We start from the raw sequence: 17,816 nt of genomic DNA, 5'->3' as shown, positions 1-17,816 counted from the left end.
AATGGTTAATTATGAATTATAAAAAAGAGGCTGCTCATATTTTTGAGTCAGCCTCTTTTTTGATATTTGATTGGTATGTTTAATGAGATGTTGTCCCTACGGGACAATTTTTCTGTGGTCGATATTGGTTTTTTCTACCGATATGAAACTCCTAACGGAGTTTACGTTAGCGGAAATGTATTAGAATTTATTTCTACGGATATGAAACTCCTAACGGAGTTTACTTCATTGGAAATTTGTTAGAATTTAAAAAAACTCCGCTAGGAGTTTCCTATCTGTAGCCCCTATGGGGCAATTTTGCAGTAATTGGTATTTTTTTCTATCGATATGAAACTCCTAACGGAGGTTACTTCTTGAAAATTTATTAGAGTTTGTGATCTGTAGCCCTATGGAGCAATTTTGCAGTGATTGGTATTGTTTTTTCTGCCAACCGGAAACTCCCAACGAAGTTTACGTTAGCAGAAATGCATTAGAATTTAAAAACTCCGTTAGGAGTTTCTGGTGGGTAGAAAAATGTTTGAAATTTGTTATAATAAAAAAACTCCGTTAGGAGTTTCAGATCGGTAGAAAAAAAATGCATTCCCCAATATTATTGTCCCGTAGGGACTACATTTTTTAAACAAATTGGTTAAATTATTTAATTATGAGCGTCATATTTGGAACAACGATATCTCCATTAGTTCCTGTATAACGTTGCGCAAAAACTTCAATAAAATCATTATTTACTAATTCTACTGATGCATTTATGGGAAGTACCACAATATCATTAAGTATTTGCCCTCTTCCATAAATTTTGTACTGGGTTATTACTGTTCCGTTTTTTGCAATGTAAATAATATAAGTACCTGCTCCTGGCACTTGAAAAGAAATAGATCCTCCTATTTGAAAGATTCTTTTCTTTTTTCCCTGATAACGTAATCTATTTACATTGTCAGTTGAAAATCTAAATAAATTCGAATAGGTTGTCAAAGGAGTTCCAGAACCTACTTTTACTATATTACTTGGGTTGAGGTTATTGGTAAAACTAACTCCAAGTCCGTTTCCAACAGTATAATCCATAGAAAGATCGCCTACAGCATTTGCATCTGTTTCTGTAGGGATTCCAGCAGCTCTGACTGTCCATGCATTAGTAAAATTATATCCTGTATAAGAGCCCGTTGTATAGCCTTTCACATATCCTGTTGTATTAGTACCGGTAAAAACAACAGATTCTAATACGGCGTCTCCCGTAATAGTAAGTCCGCTTGTTGAAACATCAAATCCTATCGCAGTACCGTCAACCTGGCTAAAACCACCTTGTTTTTCTACTAATGTAAAAGTTCCTGTTAGTTTTTCGTAGGTTCCTGCATTAGTACTAAACCAGCCCTGATTACTTAATAAAAGCTGTGTTATATTATTGTAAGTGATACCAGTTGTATTTCCTGCAAATTGAACAATACTAAGAAAAACCAATCCAAAACCAGATATAGTCCCTACACTGGTTGAGTTGGCAACGATACAATCTCTAAAAACTAAATTTTGAGTTGCCGCTCCGCTTAGGTTAAAAACACTTCCGCTTGCTGCTCTAAGGGTAACATTTTTTATATTTCCGCCTGTCGCGCCTTCAAAAATATTTCCTGTTGTTCTAAGAATAATATCCTCATTAGAGTCTAAACCGTGTACATAAGCATTATTTAAATCGATAGGAAAATTGAACGTTACAGTGCCATTTATTTCATACAATGTATTTGTGTTTAACTGATACTTTGTTCCTCCACCTGCAGTCAACTCTGCTGCGAGAACGGTTGCTAAATTATCTGTAGATCGAATACGTTTAAAATTTAATCTGGGATTTACACCGCTGCTCACCACTAACCATGATGTTGTACCCGAAGAATAATAGTAAAACGCTTTTAAATCAGTATCATAAACAATTAAACCATCGGCAGGAGTTGTTATAGCAGCTCTTTGGGCAGTAGTCATTCTGGGAGTCAGCATACCCTGAGTAGTCGAGGTAATATCTAATACAGAACTGGCATTAGGAGTAGTAGTTCCAATTCCGACTTGGGCATTTGCAATAAATGATAAAAAGATAAAAACTAGTAGTAATAATGTTCTGTGGTTTTTTGAGGCTGTATTTTTCATGATTTCAGGTTTTAGATAGTTGAAAGGCAATAAAAACATTATTAATTTCCTGCATTAGAAATGATTACTTTTTGAGCTATTTTTTCATTATCAACAGTGATGAAGGTCGCAATATAAACTCCGGAACTTAAGCCGGAAGTAGAGAAACTATAGCTTTCTTCGGCACCCAGATTTTCTTTAAATTGTACCGTTTTACCAGCCATATCATAGAGGTAAAATGATTTAAATCGAATGAAATCAGGATTTGAAGCTTTTAATAAACGACTTGAATTGTCCTGCATAATGAAAAAATTAGTTTTAGTTTCTTCATTTGTACCCAGTGTTTTATCTGTGAAAGTAATTTTGAAACGATCAGGAAAAACGCCCGCCGGAATTGTAACTTCATAATTCCCTGTTTTAATATTATGATAAGAAGCATCAGAAGCATCATATAAAAATATTTTTTGTGCAGGATCGAAGTTGATAACCTCAGGAATATAAAATTTAAGAGTCGTGCTGGCTTCGGCCTTTACGGTTAAAGGAATTTGCTTGGTAATGTCAAAATTAGTACCTGTTATGATATAATTTTTTCCTTCCATCAAAAAGAAAGTATCGCTGGGGAAATTGTCCATACTTACAGCGTCAAGACCTCTGTCAACACCGTCTGTAGCTTCTGGTAAAAAAGCAAGAGCCAGCTGTCTGGTAAATTCGTTATTGATAATGGCATTTATTCTGATGTGCGGAATATCATTTGATTCTTCCGTTTTTTCAGTTTTAGCTGTTTCTTCGGTTTTAGCGGTGGTTTTATCTCTTGCGGGTTTTTCAAATTGCGACAAACCTGCGCCTTCTTTATAAAATATTCGATATGAATTTCTAAAAGTCACCGTTCCATTGGCAGCGCCTTTAATGACAAAACCCTGTCCAATAGGCGAATATTTACGCTGACGCATAAGCCCAGACGAAGTACCAACTGTATTTAACGAACCATCACCATTATAACTATTAAAAGTGGCAGGAACATAAATACCGTTTGAACCTAAACTTCCGGGTGAATAAGTGGCATATCCGCCTCTGTAAGCCTTAATTAAATGTGAATTTGTAGTTTTATCCTGTTCCCAGAAATACGCAATTCCTGTACAGGCATTATTTAACGGATCTAATAAAAAAGCATTTAAATGCAATGCAGAAGGATACGGATTTCCGGTTAAGGTTGAAGCATTGGCTGCGCCAACAGTAACGGTAATATTTCCGTCATTGGGTTTTCCTCTAAAATCATAACGCTGTGCGCCAGTTCCGCCGGGATTATTTGCTCCAGTTCCTTCCGGATCTACAGCGTCAGATCCGCTGGTTCCTTTCATGGTAAAACCTTCACCGGGTGCCAGTGTAGTTGTAGTTCCCACCTGAACCCATTGCGAATAACTATTGGCATTCGTCAGTTTATAAATCCATCGGGAGGCAATAGAAAGCGGATTCGCGATTCCGTCATAATTGGCTAACGGAAGAATGGTTGCAGCAGTCGAAGCCGTTGAGGTTGTTGGTCTGTTCAGTAATGTAATCCCAAAATTTCGGTTTCCGGTTGCCGCCACATTTACACCTACGGGAGAACACCAGTAATTGTAGTCAAAATTATCTGCGCTTCCTTCCTGATAAACAGAAATAATTCCCGTTCCTACATTTGTCGAAGTTCCTGTAGTACCTTGAACCAATTGGGATAAATTACGCAGATATAAGTTTGAATTTGCGGCTAAATTCATAGTCTGCCCCACGTAAAGAACTTGGTTTTTTACATAAACGGGAGTACTGGCGCCAACATAAATCTGTCCAAAACTTTGAATAGAAATCATATAAATTAATAAGGCAAACTTTTTCATAATTTTTAGTTTAGTTAAAAATTAGATGCTCTTGAAACCCTTAATTATATATTTCCGCCTGCAGCAAATAGTTGCTGTTTCCTCACTGCATGATTAAGAATTCACTTTTATAAAACACGGAAAGTAAAGTACGATTGAAATTAATTTAATTGTAAATAAAAGCTGCGTTAATTAGTTTACTAACTAGAAAAATACTTACTTAATACTTACGATAAATCAAATATTTAAGAAATTTACTATACTCAAATTTAGACTCTATATAACTTAAATTTTTACATAATTTCCTACAATTTTTATATAATTTCCATTTTACGCCCTTGTCTTATAAAAGTGAATCGATATTAAAGAACTTTTTTGACTACATTGGTTTTAAAGAGATTAGAATATCCTCTGGCAATTAGCCTTGTTTCGGTTTCATTCCAAATCTCGCATTGCGCATTCACGAATTGTTTCCCCTTTTTTATTATAGAAGTTTTAGCCAGAATATTGTCTCCGGAATGAGCAGGAGCGAAGTAATCAATAGTCAGGTTTATTGTAGTGTAAAAATGTTCCTCGTCAAGCGAAAATAACGTTGCACCAATACAATCATCTACAATTGCTGCCGTTACTCCGCCGTGTAATGATCGAATTGGGTTGGTCATTTCTTCTCTAATGTGATATTTAAAAGTTACTGTTCCAGGTTCAGCTACAACAACGATAGGTTTCATCCAAAGCATAAATGGAGAAGGTGAAAGCACAAATTCTCCGCCAATGTGATCTTGCAATACTTCTAATCTTGTTTTTGTTTTCATTATTATAAATTTAAAATTAGTAATTATACCAATCGGTATATTTTTATGTATAAAAAAAGCAATCGTTGAGTATTGCTTTATTCTAAGTCTTCGATAATTTTATAAAGCGAAAGCATTATCGCAGATAAATCGTTATCATTTCCCGTTAATTTGCTAATCATCATACCGCCTTCAATCAATGCAATTATGGTTAAAGCCGTATTTTCAGTGTTTATCGATTTTGCTTTAAACTCTCCTGCGTTAATTCCCTGATCGATGAGGTACATTAATTTTTCTTTCCAATAAATCAGCGTTCTCTCAGCATATTTTTTAAGAACCGGATGTGTATCATCAGATTCTATGGCAGTATTCAAAATTGGGCAGCCGCCAAGTGTTACGTCCAGACTTTGGTATTTGGCATAAACACGCGGATAAACCAACAATTTTTCTTTAAAAGTTCTTTGTTTTTCGATTTCCCGACTCAAAACATCGTGAAGCTTTTTCACATTAAACTTAAAAGAAGCGATGGCAACTTCATCTTTATTTTCAAAATTTCCGTAAATACTTCCTTTAGTAAGACCCGTTGCGGTGGTCATATCATTTATAGAGGTACCGCTGTAACCCTTTGTATTAAAGATGGGAGCGGTTTTTTCTATTATAAATTGCTTTGTTTTTTCTGCTTTACTCATCTTGAAATGATTTAGTTATACAAATATATACCAATCGGTATAATTTTTGAATAGATTTATGCAATTATTTTTTATGAGATTATTGTGATTTGGTTTCAATCTCTAAAAATTGAAATTTAGTATCTTAGTATTTCTTGTAAAATGGAAAGTTTACAGAACAATTATTTTCAATTAAAAATAGTAAAATATGCCTTGGAATCCAGATGTTTATAATAAGTTTAAAGATATTCGATACAAACCGTTTTATGATTTAATAGAATTTATACAACCGCAAAACGGAATGAAGGCGATTGATTTAGGATGCGGAACGGGAGAACAAACTTCTATTTTAGCAGATAAATTTAAAGAGGCTCATTTTCTGGGCGTAGATTCTTCTGCAGAAATGCTGGAGAAATCAAAATCCTTAGAAACTAATAATCTGCATTTTAAAAAAGCAACTACCGAAGAAACCATAAATTCTGGAGAAAAATGGGATTTGATTTTTAGTAATGCCGCGCTGCAATGGTCAAATGATCATGAAAGTTTATTTTCGAATTTATTAAAATTACTGAATAAAGATGGACAGTTTGCCGTACAAATGCCTGTTCAGCCAGAAAATAAACTCAATAAAATTCTTTCTGAACTTGTGGATGAAGAACCGTTTAGATCGTATTTAAAAGGATATAAAAGAGATTCTCCAGTTTTAAGTCTTGACGAATACGCCCAAATACTTTTTGACGGCGGTCTTAAGGATATTGAGATTTTGCAAAAAGTATATCCCATTATTGCTGATGATCACGAAACGCTTTATAATTTTATTTCGGGTTCGGCATTAATTCCTTATATCGAAAGGCTTGAAGGTGAACAGAAAGAACTTTTTATTAAAACGTATAAAGAGAGAATTGCTGTAAATTTTCCTAAACTTCCGGCTATTTATTCTTTTAAGAGGATTTTAATGTATGGGAGAAAGAGTGATTAATTATGAATTGTGAATTGTGAATTATGAATTATTAATTGTGAATTGTGAATTGTGAATTGTGAATGATTGTAATTACTGTAAAATAAAAGCCTGTAGAATTTTCTACAGGCTTTTTTTGAATTAATAGTCAAATTTAGTCTTTATATAAAATAATTACAGCTTTGTAGCCTGTACCAACATTCCATTGGCTGGCTTCAATTACTTTTCCGTTGTCGTCATAAACCTGAAATTCGGCAGTGTTTGGTGATGCTGAACCTTCGTTTAAAGCTTCAAAATCAATTTTGTTCATTCCTTTTACCAGGTTTATTTTAAATCCTTTAAATTCTCCAATCAAACTAACTTCCGGCTCAATCACTTTATCATTAAGATATACTCTAATTTTATCGCCGTCTACAAAAGCCGCATCACGATAACGAATTGTTGAGGTTGTAGATTTGGTTACAAAACCTCCTAAATATTCATTTCGTCTGTAAAAAATACCCTCAACATTGGCTTCTCTTTTATAAAGCGTGTTGTCCTTAAAAAGTTCCTCTGGATTTATTTTTAAAACAATAGGATCTTTTGCAAGAGTAGGTTCATTTGCCGGCGGCGTTTCTGTTGGCGGAATAACTTCTTTAGTTTCCGGAGTTTTAGATTGAATAGGCTGATATTTCCCCTTAACTTCTTCCTGCGCAGTAACGTGCAGGGAAGCTCCAATTATCATTAAAAACAATATTCTTTTCATACTTAAATTTATTTTGAAATGTATTTGAAGTCTTTTTTAACTTCTAAATATCTATTTATAACAATCGATTAGGGCATTTATTGCCTCAAAAAGCAATTAAATCGACATAAGTAGAAGTTTTGTAACAACCATATCAAATCGTGTAAAGATTTGTTTACATATCAGGGTAATTTTAAAAATTGTAATTAATTAATATTTTGGAGATGTATGTATCACTTAGAAAAATAGTATTTGGCGCATTTTTATGTTTAGCCGTAAATATGCAGGCACAGCAAAAAAATGACGATCAAAAATGCCGTTACACTAAAACGACTTATGGTTATTTGATGGTTTTGCGTGAAGGTGATAATGTGCTCAATTCAATTGAAAACTTAGCCAAAGAACAGCAAATTCCTTCGGCAAACTTTACCGGAATTGGTTTTGCACAGGAAGTTACTTTTGGATTCTACGATTTTAATCAAAAGAAATTCAATCCTAAAACATTCAATAAAGTCGAAATGGGCAGTTTAACGGGCTCAATCGCATGGAATGAAGGAAAACCATCTCTGCACATTCACGGAGTTGCTACAGATGATAAATTTGATGCGTACGGCGGGCATATTCTTGCGTTGAAGGTTGGAACGGGTTCTATGGAAATTTATATAACGGTAAATAGCGAAAAACTCGAAAGAAAAATAGAACAGCCTTTGAATGCCAATGTATTGCAGCTTCCATGTTTAAAATAATATAAGCCTATAAACTTAAATATTTTAGTTATGAAATCATTATTCAGATCAAATATCGCCGTAATTCTTGTTCTCGCCGCAGTTTTGTTTTCATGTAAAAACAATCAGGATGGTTATAGTGACGAAATTGAAACCACAACCATTCCCGACACTACAAAAAAGCCTGTAGATAGTACAGGTACAAATGAAACCGGAACCAATAAAAGTACCGGCAAACCCATTACAGGCGCGGCAAGTACCACAACCAATAAAGATTTAGGAAAAGAGGGCACAAAAAATGGCGGGACCGGAACAGGAATTGGCCCGGGCGAAGATGCTCAGGATGGTTCAACTTATACCAGCTCTTCAAAAAAGCAAAATATTGATAAAGATTCGGTTAGAATAAAACCCAGAAAATAGTTTATTCAATACTGGCTAATGCTGTTGGCGAATAACCAAATTGCTTTTTGAACGCAAAAGAGAAATGAGAGAGATTTTCAAAACCCACTTCGTAATATATTTCGGTTGGCTTTTTTTTATTCTCAGCCATATGATAATGCGCTAATTCGAGCCTTTTTTTGGTAAGCCACTTTTGAGGCGTTGTATTAAAGTATTTCTTAAAATCCCGATTAAAAGTTGATAAACTTCGGCCTGTTAAATACCCCAATTTTTCCATTGGCATATTAAACATAAAATTGCGCTGCATAAAATCGATCAAATCAATTTTGCCCGGTTCATCAAAACTTGCTAAAACAGCATCTATTCGTTTGTCAATTGTTCTTAAAATAGTGATGGCTTCTGTTATTTTTAAAGAAGCAATATCTTCGGGAAAATCCCCTTCAATATCAAAATAAGGCATTAAAGACGCGAGACAGCTTTCTAATAACGGATGATTGCTGTAAGAAATGATTTTTTGTTCAGAAGTTGTTTTGGCACTTAAATCTACATTCTTATAAAACTCTTTTAAACGTTTTACCGAAAGATGCATGACAACTGTTTTGTGCGGCTGGCCATTTTTGGGATAATTGATAATAGTTGCCAGTAAATTTCTGGGAATAAGGAAAATATCTCCGGCTTTAAAAGTAAAAACGGCATCGGTTTGTATGATTTTGGTTTCTCCGGAAATAAACCAAATCAGCATATGATCATCAAAAACCAAATCAGATTTGAAGAACTTATCTTCATAACAAGAAAGTTTGATTTCAGGAGTTAAATATTTTGATATATGTTCCATTTTACAACAGTTTTAACCGCCAGGTTTTTTCTTCGATTATCAAAGATAAAAATCCTGACGGTAAATTATTTTCTAATAGTGAATTAAATAACGTCAAATGACATTCCTAACAAACGTTCGCTTAAATCCCAAAGCCTTTTTGCATTATCCTGATCTACAGAATAAGGCTGAACGCCAAATACGGTTGAAGGGTCATCAAATTTGTGTTCGACTTCTCCAAGATCTAATCGGGCAATGTCAGCATCTTCACAATACACACCGCCAATATTGTTCAATAAAGGACTTACAGCGCACCAAACCGTAGTTGCAGCACCTTGCGGAACGTTTTTTAATAAAGCAGCAACTTCTGGTTTTAAATTTCCGTCCTGATCATGCGTTCCTATTTGTTTGAATAATTCGATAGGTTCGTCTCTCCCTAAATCAGTTCCCAAAACACTTCCCGGATGCAGGGAATACGCTCTTACATTAAAGTCTTTTGCACGATTGTCTAATTCTAAAGCAAATAAATTACAGGCCGTTTTTGATTGTCCGTAACCTTGTAAAGTATGATATTCACGGTGAAGAAAATTAGGATCGTCAAAATTAAACGGCGCCATTTGATGTCCGAATGAAGATACATTTATAACTCTCGCTCCGTTTGCTTTTTTTAATGCCGGAAATAATTTTGCCGTAAGCTGAAACTGTCCTAAATAATTGGTTACCAATTGCGATTCGTAACCGCGCTCGTCCCTGCGTAACGGAACCCACATAATTCCTGCATTATTAATAAGAAGATGAAGCGGTCTTCCTGAAGAAAGAAATTTTGCTGCAAACCAATCAATGGAATCCGGATTCATGAAATCTAACGCTTCTAATTCAACATTAGCAATTCCGTCCAGATTTTTTTGCGCTTTTGCAATATCTCTCGCCGCCACAATTACAGTTGCTCCGGCATTTGCAAGTGTTTTAGTAGTTTCTAAACCTATACCCGTGTGTCCGCCCGTTACAATGGCAATTTTTCCTGTAAGGTCAATTCCTTTAATTACATCTGCAGCAGTCGACTTTGCATTAAATCCTGATTGTAAAGGGTTTTGTAAAGCTCCCTGATAATTATTTGTTTTCATTTTTATAAATGTTTAATTGTTATGAAGCAAAATTATAGAGAAGCAAAACTTTCGATTTTGTTTAAAACGCCAATTTACTTTGTTTAAAACGTCATTTTAAATTCATTGGTTTTAAGTATCTTTAACGCTGTACAACCAGTCAATTAAACTTGAATTTATGAAAGCATTGGTAATTGGAGCTACGGGCTCAACCGGAAAATTTTTGGTAGACGAGCTGCTGAAGGATAACGATTATACTTCTGTCGTGACTTTTGTTAGAAAACCTTCGGGAAAGGAACATTCTAAATTAACAGAACACATTGTCAACTTTGATGATATTGAATCTTTTAAAGATCAGATAAACGGAGGCGTTTTGTTTTCCTGCCTCGGAACAACTTTAAAAGCTGCGGGTTCAAAAGAAAAACAATGGAAGATAGATTTTGATATTCCGGCTGCATTTGCCGTTGCAGCGAAACAAAATGAAGTAAAATCTTTTGTACTTGTTTCTTCTTACGGAGCTTCTGCTACAAGCAGTGTTTTTTATTCTAAAATGAAAGGAAAACTGGAAGATTATATCGCCGAACTTAATTTTGGGCAATACATTATTTTTAGACCGGGGCCTTTGGTACGTGAAGATACAGATAGATTGGACGAAAAGATTTCGGTTAAACTTTTCAATTTTCTGAATTCAATTGGCATTCTGACCAAATTAAAACCAATTGAAACAGAACTTTTGGCAAAGAAATTAGTTAAGGCTCCAAAAATACTTCCAATCGGAAAGAAAATAATCGAACCTAAAGAAATTTTTGAATTTTAATAGATCAAATCCATTCTCCAGAAGCATCATAATCGTTTGGCATATAGGTAAGATATTGCACCATTCTTGGGCTTTTGCCTTTGTTTGGCGATGCACAATGCGGTAAAGTATTGTTCCAAATGACAAAATCGCCTGCATTGCCTGTTATAGGTTCGGGTTTTAAGGTTTCAATGGCTTTATTTCTTGGATTTTCATTTGGTTCAAGATTAATGAGCCAGTTGTTTATTTTGTTATGAAATCCCGGAACACAATGAAAAGCACCGTCATCAATACCGCAGTCTGTAAGATAGAGCAGTCCCTGAAATCCAAAAGTAATGGGCTGTTTTAAACTAATATCCCAATGCAGCGGACTTCCTAAAAATGTAAAATCTTTAGTTTCCGGCGGATTAAAACTGACTTTGTCAATCGTTTTGTAAATTTTGGTGGAGTTATAAAGCTGTTCGTAAGCCTTTTTTATTCTTGGAGAAAAACGGTTTTTATTTAAGGTTTCGTGATCCGAAAAATTAAGCATTAAACCTTTTTGATCTTTATGTCTTTTGTACCAGCTTTCGCTTTTATCAGGATCCATTTCTAAATAATCCCAAATGGCGTTAACAGTATCTTCGCAGTCTTTTTGCGAAACGGCATTTTTTACAATTACATAACCATTTTTATTCCAGAACTCAAGATCTTGTTCTGAAAGTACATTGTTTATAGCATCTTCGGCAGTATTTTCGTTTTTCTTTTGATGATTAATCCAGACTTTAAAAGTTTCAAAATCAGGTTTTTCAAAATATAAAAATTGTACGGTATCTTCCATGCTGATTCCTAATTGGAACAAGGTTTTAATTTCCAGATCCCATTGTGCATCAGTTATAACAGTGGAGGTATTTATAGTACGGTTCCATAAATTTTCGAGAATATTCCAGGGCATATTTTATTGTTTCAAATCGTCAGGAAGATAATCAAAATACAATTGAAGTGAAAAATCTCCCATTATAATATCATTTGCCACAAATAAATGACCATTCGGAATGTCACCAACCGCAGCATTTGTTGAAATACTATGAATGCCACCGCGAAATGAACCTGATTTAACAGATTCTATATGGATGGGATTACCATCTTTATTGACAAGTTCTTGTCCTGACTGTAATTGTGAAGCAGGTGCATATTTTCCGTTGCTTAGTAAAAAAAGCTGGTCTGCGCTGCAGGTAATATTTTTTGATAAACCCTGAGAATCTACCAAATTTATATAAATCATACGTGTTTGCTTTCCACATTCGATACCATGGCTAAACGAAACTTTTGCCTGAGAAGCCGTCAGTTTAACGGTTCCCGATTCTAATTTTGCAGAAAAGGCTAAAATTGAATCTCCTATTTGAAAAGATTGAATGTCTTTTTCTCCGTTGGGAGTTGAGATTTTTGCAGAATAAGCGAAATCATTACTATTTAAGTGTTTTACAGATTGATTTGGGCTTGTTTTCATATTGTGCCGATATTTAGTTAAACCTGCTTATACGTAATTATTATCTCAAATTTAATCAATTAATTTTTCTTTTTCTTAGGTATAAATACCTGTTTTTGTGTTCGTTGTAGATAAAAACAAAAAAAGTGCTTCATCTTTTGATATAGCACTTTTAAATTTTTTGAAGTTCAGATTAATCAATTTTATACGCATCGTCGGCAAAAGTTTCCGGCTCTCGGTCATTTTCATCATAATCTTCTACCAAATCGTCGTCCAGATCATCTTCATCTAAATCTTCCTCTTCTTCTAAATCATCTTCTTCTAATTCACTTTCGTCAAAATCCTGTTCTAAATCTTCCTGATCGTCTCTTTCAAGCGCATTCGAAAATTCCTTATCAAGATAATTCTGTTCTTCGTTTAAAGAATAAGTTTCTTCAAAATTATTTTGATCGCCAATGTGTTCTTGCTGATATTGATCTACGTAACTCTGATTATCGTTTGTGAAATTACTATCGTCCTGATTGTAATATCTATTAGTATCTGCTATCATATAAATATTTTTAAAATTTAGTTATGAAATTCTTTATTTAAGTTTTCATACTATTTCAAAAGTACTCAGATAGTCAGCATGTTTTCTTATACGATTTCGGCAAACAATTACTTAATTATCATTGAAGGTTTCTAAATGAACAATAATGAAAAGCAATAAATCTTTTATCTTTGGTTTGGTAAAACTGAATTATGGAAAAACTGCGAAAACATATTGAAGAAATTATTCCCGTAACCGATGAAGAATTTGAATCGATCAAACCATTTTTCACGATACGAAAAGTTTTAAAAAATCAATATTTAATTAGTCAGGGCGACGAAGCAAAGTATGAATATATTATTGTAAGCGGTATTTTCAGGGTTTTTTATCTTGATGATGACGGAAAAGAACATATTGTACAGTTTGCAACAGAGAACTGGTGGATGTCTGATTATATTTCTTATTTCAACCAAAAACCCGCAAACATGTATGTAGTTTGCATGGAAGCCGGAGAAGTTTTGTGTTTAACGCTGGAAGGAAGAGAAAAACTTTCGATTGCATCACACAAAATGGAACACTTTTTTAGGGTAAAACTAACCAAAGGATATATTGCGCTTCAGCAGCGAATTGTTTCCTTACTTTCTAATAAACCGGAACAGCGATACAAAGAATTTGCCAATCTCTATCCCAATTTAACGCAGAAGATTCCCAAAAAATATATTGCAGAATATCTGGGCGTAAGCCGTGAAACCCTTAGCAGGCTTTACTCTAACAATAAATAGCATCATTAAAACCTCTCAAAGTGTGATTTACGTCACACTTTTTTTGTGACTTGCCTCCTCGCATTGAGCAGGCATACCGATATAAATTTGTCTTGTAAATAATTCATAACCAATTAAAAAATAATACAGATGAAAAAAATTATGATCTTGACAATGGCACTTTCCTTTTTTGCAGCTAGTGCACAAACTAAAAAAGAAAATAAAGTATCGGAAGAAAAAACAAACCACAAAAATGAAACGAAAATGAAAAAGAGAATTTTAATTATTGTATCAAATGCAAATACAATTGGTCCAAACAACAGAAGAACAGGAAGTTTTCTTCCTGAAGTAGCACATCCATATGCTGAATTTGACAGAGCAAATTATCAAATTGATTTTGCTAGCTTAACCGGAGACACTCCGTATTTAGATGCACTTAGTTTAGCAGGAGATCCAGATAACCTTGCTTTTTTAACTGGAAAAGGATGGGAAACCATGCAAAAAGCAGTAAAATTATCTACTGTTGATGTAAGTACTTACGATGCCGTTTTTGTACCAGGTGGATTAGCACCAATGGTAGATATGCCTGAAAACGCGCTTCTTAAAAAAGTGATTAAAGAAACTTACGAACGCAACGGAGTAGTTGGCGCTGTCTGTCACGGTCCGGTTTCTTTATTAAATGTAAAATTAAGTGACGGATCGTATTTGGTAAACGGTAAAAACATTACTTCATTTACAGATGAAGAAGAAAAAGGGTACGCCATTGCCGATGTGCCATTTTTATTAGAATCTGCGTTGACAAAACAAGGTGCAAAATTCCACGCGGCCGCAGTTTGGTCAGCGCACAGTATTGCTGATGGAAATTTGGTTACAGGTCAAAACCCTGCATCTGCAAAAGGAGTAGCCGAAAAAATGATTGCCATTTTAGAAGCTCCTAAAAAATAATTAGCTGATTCTATTGACCTCTTCCAAAATCGGGCAGAGGTCAATATGATTTTAAAAATCAATTATCTCATCAAAAGAAAACAAAAATGAAAAATGAAAATCCAGTTCATGTTTTCGCAACATGGAAAGTTAAAGAAGGTCAAATTGAAAACGTTTTGCAGTTACTAAAAACTGTTCAGGAAAAAAGTATTCAGGAAAGCGGTAATCTGTTTTACAACATTCACCAAAGCATTACCGATTTAAATACAATTGTATTATTTGAAGGATATACCAGCGAAGAGGCTGTAACCGAACACCGAAATACTGCTCATTTTAAGGATTTAGTTTTAGGGCAGATTGTCCCGCTTTTAGACGAAAGAAATATCATTTTGACTTCGCCAATAAAATAAAAACAATATTGAATTTTTCTATAATTAATTGTGTAACATAAAGTTAAAATAGTGAAACATAATAAAATACGTAATAATTAAATTTGATAAGCTTTATTATAAACTTAAAAAATTAATTATGAAAACTATATTGAAATTCAAACTACTGGTATATATCGCTATAATTGCACTTTCTGTTTCTTGTAAAACAAGTTCTTCTTCAGGAACTGCAGTAAATACAGATTCAGATGCTATAAAAGCAGGAGACAGTACATCATTAAATACAGGAACTAAAGGAACAACGAGAGCTAACGAAGGAAACGAACCAAGTGACCCGCAGCCAAGTGATGCAAATGCTCCTAAAAAATAGGCCAATTTTATAAAAGCTGCTAAACTTTTATAATCTTAAAATAAAAACCGTTTTAATGCGGTTTTTTTTATGCCTGTTAAGTTTCAAACTTATTTAAAGCAAAGCTAAATCTAAAGTCAAAAATCTAAAATCTAAAATCTAAAATCAGAATTAATTAGTGTTATATCGCCACTTTTACATATGATAGCGATATATAGTTAATAACGATATTTAGAAAAACAGGTAAAGTCTTTATAATAAAGCATTTCGTATAAAGGCATTATTTTGGTTTCCCGGTTGGTATTCGAATAATCGAAAATCTAAAAAAATTACCAACAATTAATTTTAAAAAAATTATGAAACCAATTTTTAACCAAAATTTTGGGTCTTTAAAAATATTTATAGGCCTTTTGATCATCAGTTTATTTTCTCTAACCTCTTGTAATAAAAAAGAAGAACCGGCAAAAGCAGCGGAAGAAACTACAGTTGCAGAAGATACGGCTACGGTAAAACCCGCCAATCCACCGGCTAATTTTAAACACCAAACTGCTTTAGTTAACGGTGTCAACATTCACTACGTTATAGGCGGAAAAGGGGAACCGCTTGTACTTGTTCACGGTTTTGGGCAAAACTGGTATATGTGGAATCGTTTGCTGCCTGAACTTTCGAAACATTTTACCGTAATCGCGCCAGATTTAAGAGGAGTAGGCGAGTCTGATAAACCAGAAGGCGGTTATGACAAAAAAACAATGGCAACAGATATTCATGAGTTAGTAAAAAAACTAGGTTATAATAATATCAATCTGGCAGGTCACGATATTGGACTTATGGTAGCGTATGCTTATGCGGCGCAATACGGTTCTGAAGTTAAAAAACTGGCATTAATGGATGCATTGCTTCCGGGAATTGAACCAGTTTGGTCGCAGGTTTCGGCTTCTGCGTGGTGGTTTGGATTCTTTGCATGGCCAGCTTCGGGAGATATTGTTAAAGGAAAAGAAAAAGAATTTTTGACTAATTTCTGGCCAATGGTTGGACACGTAAAAGATCCTTTCACTCCAGAAGAAACTGCAGAATTTGTTAGAGCATATGCCGTAAAAGATGGTGCAAAATCAAGTTTTAAATGGTTTGCTAATTTCCCTCAGGACGGAAAAGATAATTTGGTTTTTGCTAAAACAAAACTAAAAATGCCTTTATTGGCAATGGGTGGCGAATATTTTGCAGCAGCGTTTTTGAAAGACCATTCTAAACTAGTTGCCGAAAACGTAACCGAATCTAAAATTGCAGGTTCAGGACATTGGCTGGTTCAGGAAAATACAGCGCAGGTTCAAAAAGATCTTTTAGCCTTTTTTACTGCAAAATAACTTCAACTCAATAATTGAAGATTCTAAGCTATTTTCTATAAACCATATCTAATGAAAACTAAAAAAATCATTTTAAGATTTACAATTATCATATTGCTTATTTTAAGTAATACAGCGGCTTACGCACAATTTCCTATGCCGGATCATGTTCCTATTTGGGATGCGAATACGGTAACTTTAAAACTTCATAAAATTGCAGAAAATGTTTATTCAGTCGCGCCGGAAACGGTTGAAGCTGAAACAACAAAAGGTATTGCACAAGCAACATCGGCAGGTTTTATTGTGGGCGAAAAAGGAGTTTTGGTAATTGAAACTTTGCTGAGCAAAAGATTGTACGATCAGTTGTATAAACTAATCCGATCTGTTACTGATAAACCTATTGTTTATGCCGTAAACACCAGCGATCATGGCGATCATTGTTTTGGAAATTATTTGCTTCCAAAAGAAACCATTATTATCCAGAACGAATTCTGCAAAGAAAACCTTTCTAAAAATTACGAGAATATCAAACAGTTTATGATTATGCTTTTTGGTAAAGGCAGAGGAATTGAAGAAAGTGTTTATCGTCCGGCAGATATTACAATCGCCATCAATCAAAACCTAAAGATTGATATGGGAAAAGGAAACATTGTTGAGATTATAAACGTGGGAACGGCGCAGTCTCCGGCAGATCTTTTTGTGTATTTAAAATCGCCGACGGGAAATGTACTTTGGGCCGGAAATCCATTTATTGCCGAAAGTCCGACAATCCCGTGGTTGTTCGACGGTTATTTTCTGGAGCCTGTAAACAACCTGAATAAGATTTATAATATGATTGGCGACAAAGATATTGTAGTTCCGGGACACGGGCGAATTACCAATAAAGCCGGAATAAAATATACGATTGATTATGTCGAAGCATTAAAAACAAATGTTGAAAATGCGGTTAAAAAAGGCCTGACTTTAGAAGAAACCAAAACCGCTGTTAAAATGAAAGAGTTTAACAAAGGTTATGAACTTTTTAACTGGCTTCATTTTAATTTCAATATTCCGAATGCCTATAAGGATATCAAACAAAACAGCCTAAAATAATGTTGTTTACAACTTATAAATGTTTTAAAATAA

Annotated in this window: 20 protein-coding genes; 10 read left to right on the top strand and 10 right to left on the bottom strand. The window is 34.3% G+C overall.

All coding sequences use genetic code 11. From position 1 onward, the window contains the following. Positions 1 to 633 precede the first annotated feature (633 nt). The 4 genes from B3C18_RS06485 to B3C18_RS06470 all read right to left on the bottom strand — a co-directional run bounded on the left by B3C18_RS06485 (position 634) and on the right by B3C18_RS06470 (position 5,433). Positions 634 to 2,124 (bottom strand): hypothetical protein, encoded by a 1,491-nt coding sequence (locus B3C18_RS06485; protein ID WP_291144191.1) that lies wholly within the window; start codon positions 2,122 to 2,124, stop codon positions 634 to 636. 41 nt (positions 2,125 to 2,165) lie between these two features. Beyond that, the gene (locus B3C18_RS06480) at positions 2,166 to 3,974 is read right to left on the bottom strand and encodes a T9SS type A sorting domain-containing protein (RefSeq protein ID WP_291144188.1); all 1,809 of its coding nucleotides are present in this window, start codon (positions 3,972 to 3,974) and stop codon (positions 2,166 to 2,168) included. A 341-nt stretch (positions 3,975 to 4,315) separates the two neighbouring features. Continuing rightward, entirely contained in the window at positions 4,316 to 4,765 is a 450-nt protein-coding gene (locus B3C18_RS06475) for a PaaI family thioesterase (protein ID WP_291144185.1), read from the bottom strand. A 77-nt stretch (positions 4,766 to 4,842) separates the two neighbouring features. Further along, on the bottom strand, positions 4,843 to 5,433 hold the full coding sequence (locus B3C18_RS06470) for a TetR/AcrR family transcriptional regulator (protein ID WP_291144182.1): 591 nt from the start codon (positions 5,431 to 5,433) through the stop codon (positions 4,843 to 4,845). A gap of 187 nt (positions 5,434 to 5,620) precedes the next feature. On the opposite strand from B3C18_RS06470, the gene B3C18_RS06465 reads away from it, so the two are divergent. Continuing rightward, on the top strand, positions 5,621 to 6,391 hold the full coding sequence (locus B3C18_RS06465; RefSeq protein WP_291144180.1) for a methyltransferase domain-containing protein: 771 nt from the start codon (positions 5,621 to 5,623) through the stop codon (positions 6,389 to 6,391). 133 nt (positions 6,392 to 6,524) lie between these two features. Here the strand turns inward: B3C18_RS06465 and B3C18_RS06460 are convergent, their stop codons facing one another. Then, positions 6,525 to 7,115: a hypothetical protein gene (locus B3C18_RS06460; RefSeq protein ID WP_291144177.1), complete on the bottom strand. Its 591-nt coding sequence runs from the start codon at positions 7,113 to 7,115 to the stop codon at positions 6,525 to 6,527. Positions 7,116 to 7,318: 203 nt separating this feature from the next. Here B3C18_RS06460 and B3C18_RS06455 point away from each other — a divergent pair, with 203 nt between their 5' ends. Further along, positions 7,319 to 7,840, top strand: a complete 522-nt coding sequence (locus B3C18_RS06455; RefSeq protein WP_291144174.1) for a PPC domain-containing DNA-binding protein — start codon at positions 7,319 to 7,321, stop codon at positions 7,838 to 7,840. 30 nt (positions 7,841 to 7,870) lie between these two features. Then, on the top strand, positions 7,871 to 8,239 hold the full coding sequence (locus tag B3C18_RS06450; protein WP_291144171.1) for a hypothetical protein: 369 nt from the start codon (positions 7,871 to 7,873) through the stop codon (positions 8,237 to 8,239). Position 8,240: 1 nt separating this feature from the next. Here B3C18_RS06450 and B3C18_RS06445 read toward each other — a convergent pair whose 3' ends face one another. Both B3C18_RS06445 and B3C18_RS06440 read right to left on the bottom strand, forming a co-directional pair. Next, positions 8,241 to 9,053, bottom strand: coding sequence for a helix-turn-helix domain-containing protein (locus tag B3C18_RS06445; protein ID WP_291144169.1), 813 nt, complete (start codon positions 9,051 to 9,053; stop codon positions 8,241 to 8,243). An 83-nt stretch (positions 9,054 to 9,136) separates the two neighbouring features. Further along, complete coding sequence (locus B3C18_RS06440) at positions 9,137 to 10,156, bottom strand: SDR family NAD(P)-dependent oxidoreductase (protein WP_291144166.1); 1,020 nt, start codon at positions 10,154 to 10,156, stop codon at positions 9,137 to 9,139. A gap of 157 nt (positions 10,157 to 10,313) precedes the next feature. Between B3C18_RS06440 and B3C18_RS06435 the strand changes: the two genes are divergently transcribed. Further along, complete coding sequence (locus B3C18_RS06435; protein WP_291144164.1) at positions 10,314 to 10,952, top strand: NAD(P)H-binding protein; 639 nt, start codon at positions 10,314 to 10,316, stop codon at positions 10,950 to 10,952. Between the two features lie 4 nt (positions 10,953 to 10,956). Here B3C18_RS06435 and B3C18_RS06430 read toward each other — a convergent pair whose 3' ends face one another. The 3 genes from B3C18_RS06430 to B3C18_RS06420 form a co-directional block, all read right to left on the bottom strand. After that, the gene (locus B3C18_RS06430; RefSeq protein WP_291144161.1) at positions 10,957 to 11,865 is read right to left on the bottom strand and encodes a phytanoyl-CoA dioxygenase family protein; all 909 of its coding nucleotides are present in this window, start codon (positions 11,863 to 11,865) and stop codon (positions 10,957 to 10,959) included. 3 nt (positions 11,866 to 11,868) lie between these two features. Further along, positions 11,869 to 12,420, bottom strand: a complete 552-nt coding sequence (locus tag B3C18_RS06425) for a hypothetical protein (protein WP_291144158.1) — start codon at positions 12,418 to 12,420, stop codon at positions 11,869 to 11,871. Positions 12,421 to 12,592: 172 nt separating this feature from the next. After that, positions 12,593 to 12,949 carry a hypothetical protein gene (locus tag B3C18_RS06420; protein WP_291144155.1) on the bottom strand — a complete coding sequence of 119 codons (357 nt, stop codon included), beginning with the start codon at positions 12,947 to 12,949 and terminating at the stop codon, positions 12,593 to 12,595. 191 nt (positions 12,950 to 13,140) lie between these two features. Between B3C18_RS06420 and B3C18_RS06415 the strand changes: the two genes are divergently transcribed. The 6 genes from B3C18_RS06415 to B3C18_RS06390 all read left to right on the top strand — a co-directional run bounded on the left by B3C18_RS06415 (position 13,141) and on the right by B3C18_RS06390 (position 17,783). Next, a complete protein-coding gene (locus tag B3C18_RS06415) occupies positions 13,141 to 13,710 on the top strand; it encodes a Crp/Fnr family transcriptional regulator (protein WP_291144153.1) in 570 nt (189 codons plus the stop codon). A 129-nt stretch (positions 13,711 to 13,839) separates the two neighbouring features. Then, on the top strand, positions 13,840 to 14,634 hold the full coding sequence (locus B3C18_RS06410; protein WP_291144150.1) for a type 1 glutamine amidotransferase domain-containing protein: 795 nt from the start codon (positions 13,840 to 13,842) through the stop codon (positions 14,632 to 14,634). A gap of 86 nt (positions 14,635 to 14,720) precedes the next feature. Next, positions 14,721 to 15,023, top strand: coding sequence for a putative quinol monooxygenase (locus tag B3C18_RS06405; RefSeq protein WP_291144147.1), 303 nt, complete (start codon positions 14,721 to 14,723; stop codon positions 15,021 to 15,023). Between the two features lie 118 nt (positions 15,024 to 15,141). Then, positions 15,142 to 15,372: a hypothetical protein gene (locus B3C18_RS06400; RefSeq protein WP_291144144.1), complete on the top strand. Its 231-nt coding sequence runs from the start codon at positions 15,142 to 15,144 to the stop codon at positions 15,370 to 15,372. 335 nt (positions 15,373 to 15,707) lie between these two features. Further along, positions 15,708 to 16,712, top strand: coding sequence for an alpha/beta fold hydrolase (locus B3C18_RS06395; RefSeq protein ID WP_291144141.1), 1,005 nt, complete (start codon positions 15,708 to 15,710; stop codon positions 16,710 to 16,712). A gap of 51 nt (positions 16,713 to 16,763) precedes the next feature. Beyond that, on the top strand, positions 16,764 to 17,783 hold the full coding sequence (locus tag B3C18_RS06390; protein WP_291144138.1) for an MBL fold metallo-hydrolase: 1,020 nt from the start codon (positions 16,764 to 16,766) through the stop codon (positions 17,781 to 17,783). Positions 17,784 to 17,816 lie beyond the last annotated feature (33 nt).

Origin of the sequence: Flavobacterium sp. UBA7680 (assembly GCF_002482975.1) — a bacterium.
Classification (GTDB): Bacteria; Bacteroidota; Bacteroidia; order Flavobacteriales; family Flavobacteriaceae; genus Flavobacterium.
This window is presented reverse-complemented; position numbering and strand designations above follow the sequence as displayed.

What these genes read in the sequence shown, in the direction of transcription:
- B3C18_RS06485 (WP_291144191.1), bottom strand. Translation starts at nt 2,124, where the DNA reads ATGAAAAATACAGCCTCAAAAAACCACAGAACATTATTACTACTAGTT.
- B3C18_RS06480 (WP_291144188.1), bottom strand. Translation starts at nt 3,974, where the DNA reads ATGAAAAAGTTTGCCTTATTAATTTATATGATTTCTATTCAAAGTTTT.
- B3C18_RS06475 (WP_291144185.1), bottom strand. Translation starts at nt 4,765, where the DNA reads ATGAAAACAAAAACAAGATTAGAAGTATTGCAAGATCACATTGGCGGA.
- B3C18_RS06470 (WP_291144182.1), bottom strand. Translation starts at nt 5,433, where the DNA reads ATGAGTAAAGCAGAAAAAACAAAGCAATTTATAATAGAAAAAACCGCT.
- B3C18_RS06465 (WP_291144180.1), top strand. Translation starts at nt 5,621, where the DNA reads ATGCCTTGGAATCCAGATGTTTATAATAAGTTTAAAGATATTCGATAC.
- B3C18_RS06460 (WP_291144177.1), bottom strand. Translation starts at nt 7,115, where the DNA reads ATGAAAAGAATATTGTTTTTAATGATAATTGGAGCTTCCCTGCACGTT.
- B3C18_RS06455 (WP_291144174.1), top strand. Translation starts at nt 7,319, where the DNA reads ATGTATGTATCACTTAGAAAAATAGTATTTGGCGCATTTTTATGTTTA.
- B3C18_RS06450 (WP_291144171.1), top strand. Translation starts at nt 7,871, where the DNA reads ATGAAATCATTATTCAGATCAAATATCGCCGTAATTCTTGTTCTCGCC.
- B3C18_RS06445 (WP_291144169.1), bottom strand. Translation starts at nt 9,053, where the DNA reads ATGGAACATATATCAAAATATTTAACTCCTGAAATCAAACTTTCTTGT.
- B3C18_RS06440 (WP_291144166.1), bottom strand. Translation starts at nt 10,156, where the DNA reads ATGAAAACAAATAATTATCAGGGAGCTTTACAAAACCCTTTACAATCA.
- B3C18_RS06435 (WP_291144164.1), top strand. Translation starts at nt 10,314, where the DNA reads ATGAAAGCATTGGTAATTGGAGCTACGGGCTCAACCGGAAAATTTTTG.
- B3C18_RS06430 (WP_291144161.1), bottom strand. Translation starts at nt 11,865, where the DNA reads ATGCCCTGGAATATTCTCGAAAATTTATGGAACCGTACTATAAATACC.
- B3C18_RS06425 (WP_291144158.1), bottom strand. Translation starts at nt 12,420, where the DNA reads ATGAAAACAAGCCCAAATCAATCTGTAAAACACTTAAATAGTAATGAT.
- B3C18_RS06420 (WP_291144155.1), bottom strand. Translation starts at nt 12,949, where the DNA reads ATGATAGCAGATACTAATAGATATTACAATCAGGACGATAGTAATTTC.
- B3C18_RS06415 (WP_291144153.1), top strand. Translation starts at nt 13,141, where the DNA reads ATGGAAAAACTGCGAAAACATATTGAAGAAATTATTCCCGTAACCGAT.
- B3C18_RS06410 (WP_291144150.1), top strand. Translation starts at nt 13,840, where the DNA reads ATGAAAAAAATTATGATCTTGACAATGGCACTTTCCTTTTTTGCAGCT.
- B3C18_RS06405 (WP_291144147.1), top strand. Translation starts at nt 14,721, where the DNA reads ATGAAAAATGAAAATCCAGTTCATGTTTTCGCAACATGGAAAGTTAAA.
- B3C18_RS06400 (WP_291144144.1), top strand. Translation starts at nt 15,142, where the DNA reads ATGAAAACTATATTGAAATTCAAACTACTGGTATATATCGCTATAATT.
- B3C18_RS06395 (WP_291144141.1), top strand. Translation starts at nt 15,708, where the DNA reads ATGAAACCAATTTTTAACCAAAATTTTGGGTCTTTAAAAATATTTATA.
- B3C18_RS06390 (WP_291144138.1), top strand. Translation starts at nt 16,764, where the DNA reads ATGAAAACTAAAAAAATCATTTTAAGATTTACAATTATCATATTGCTT.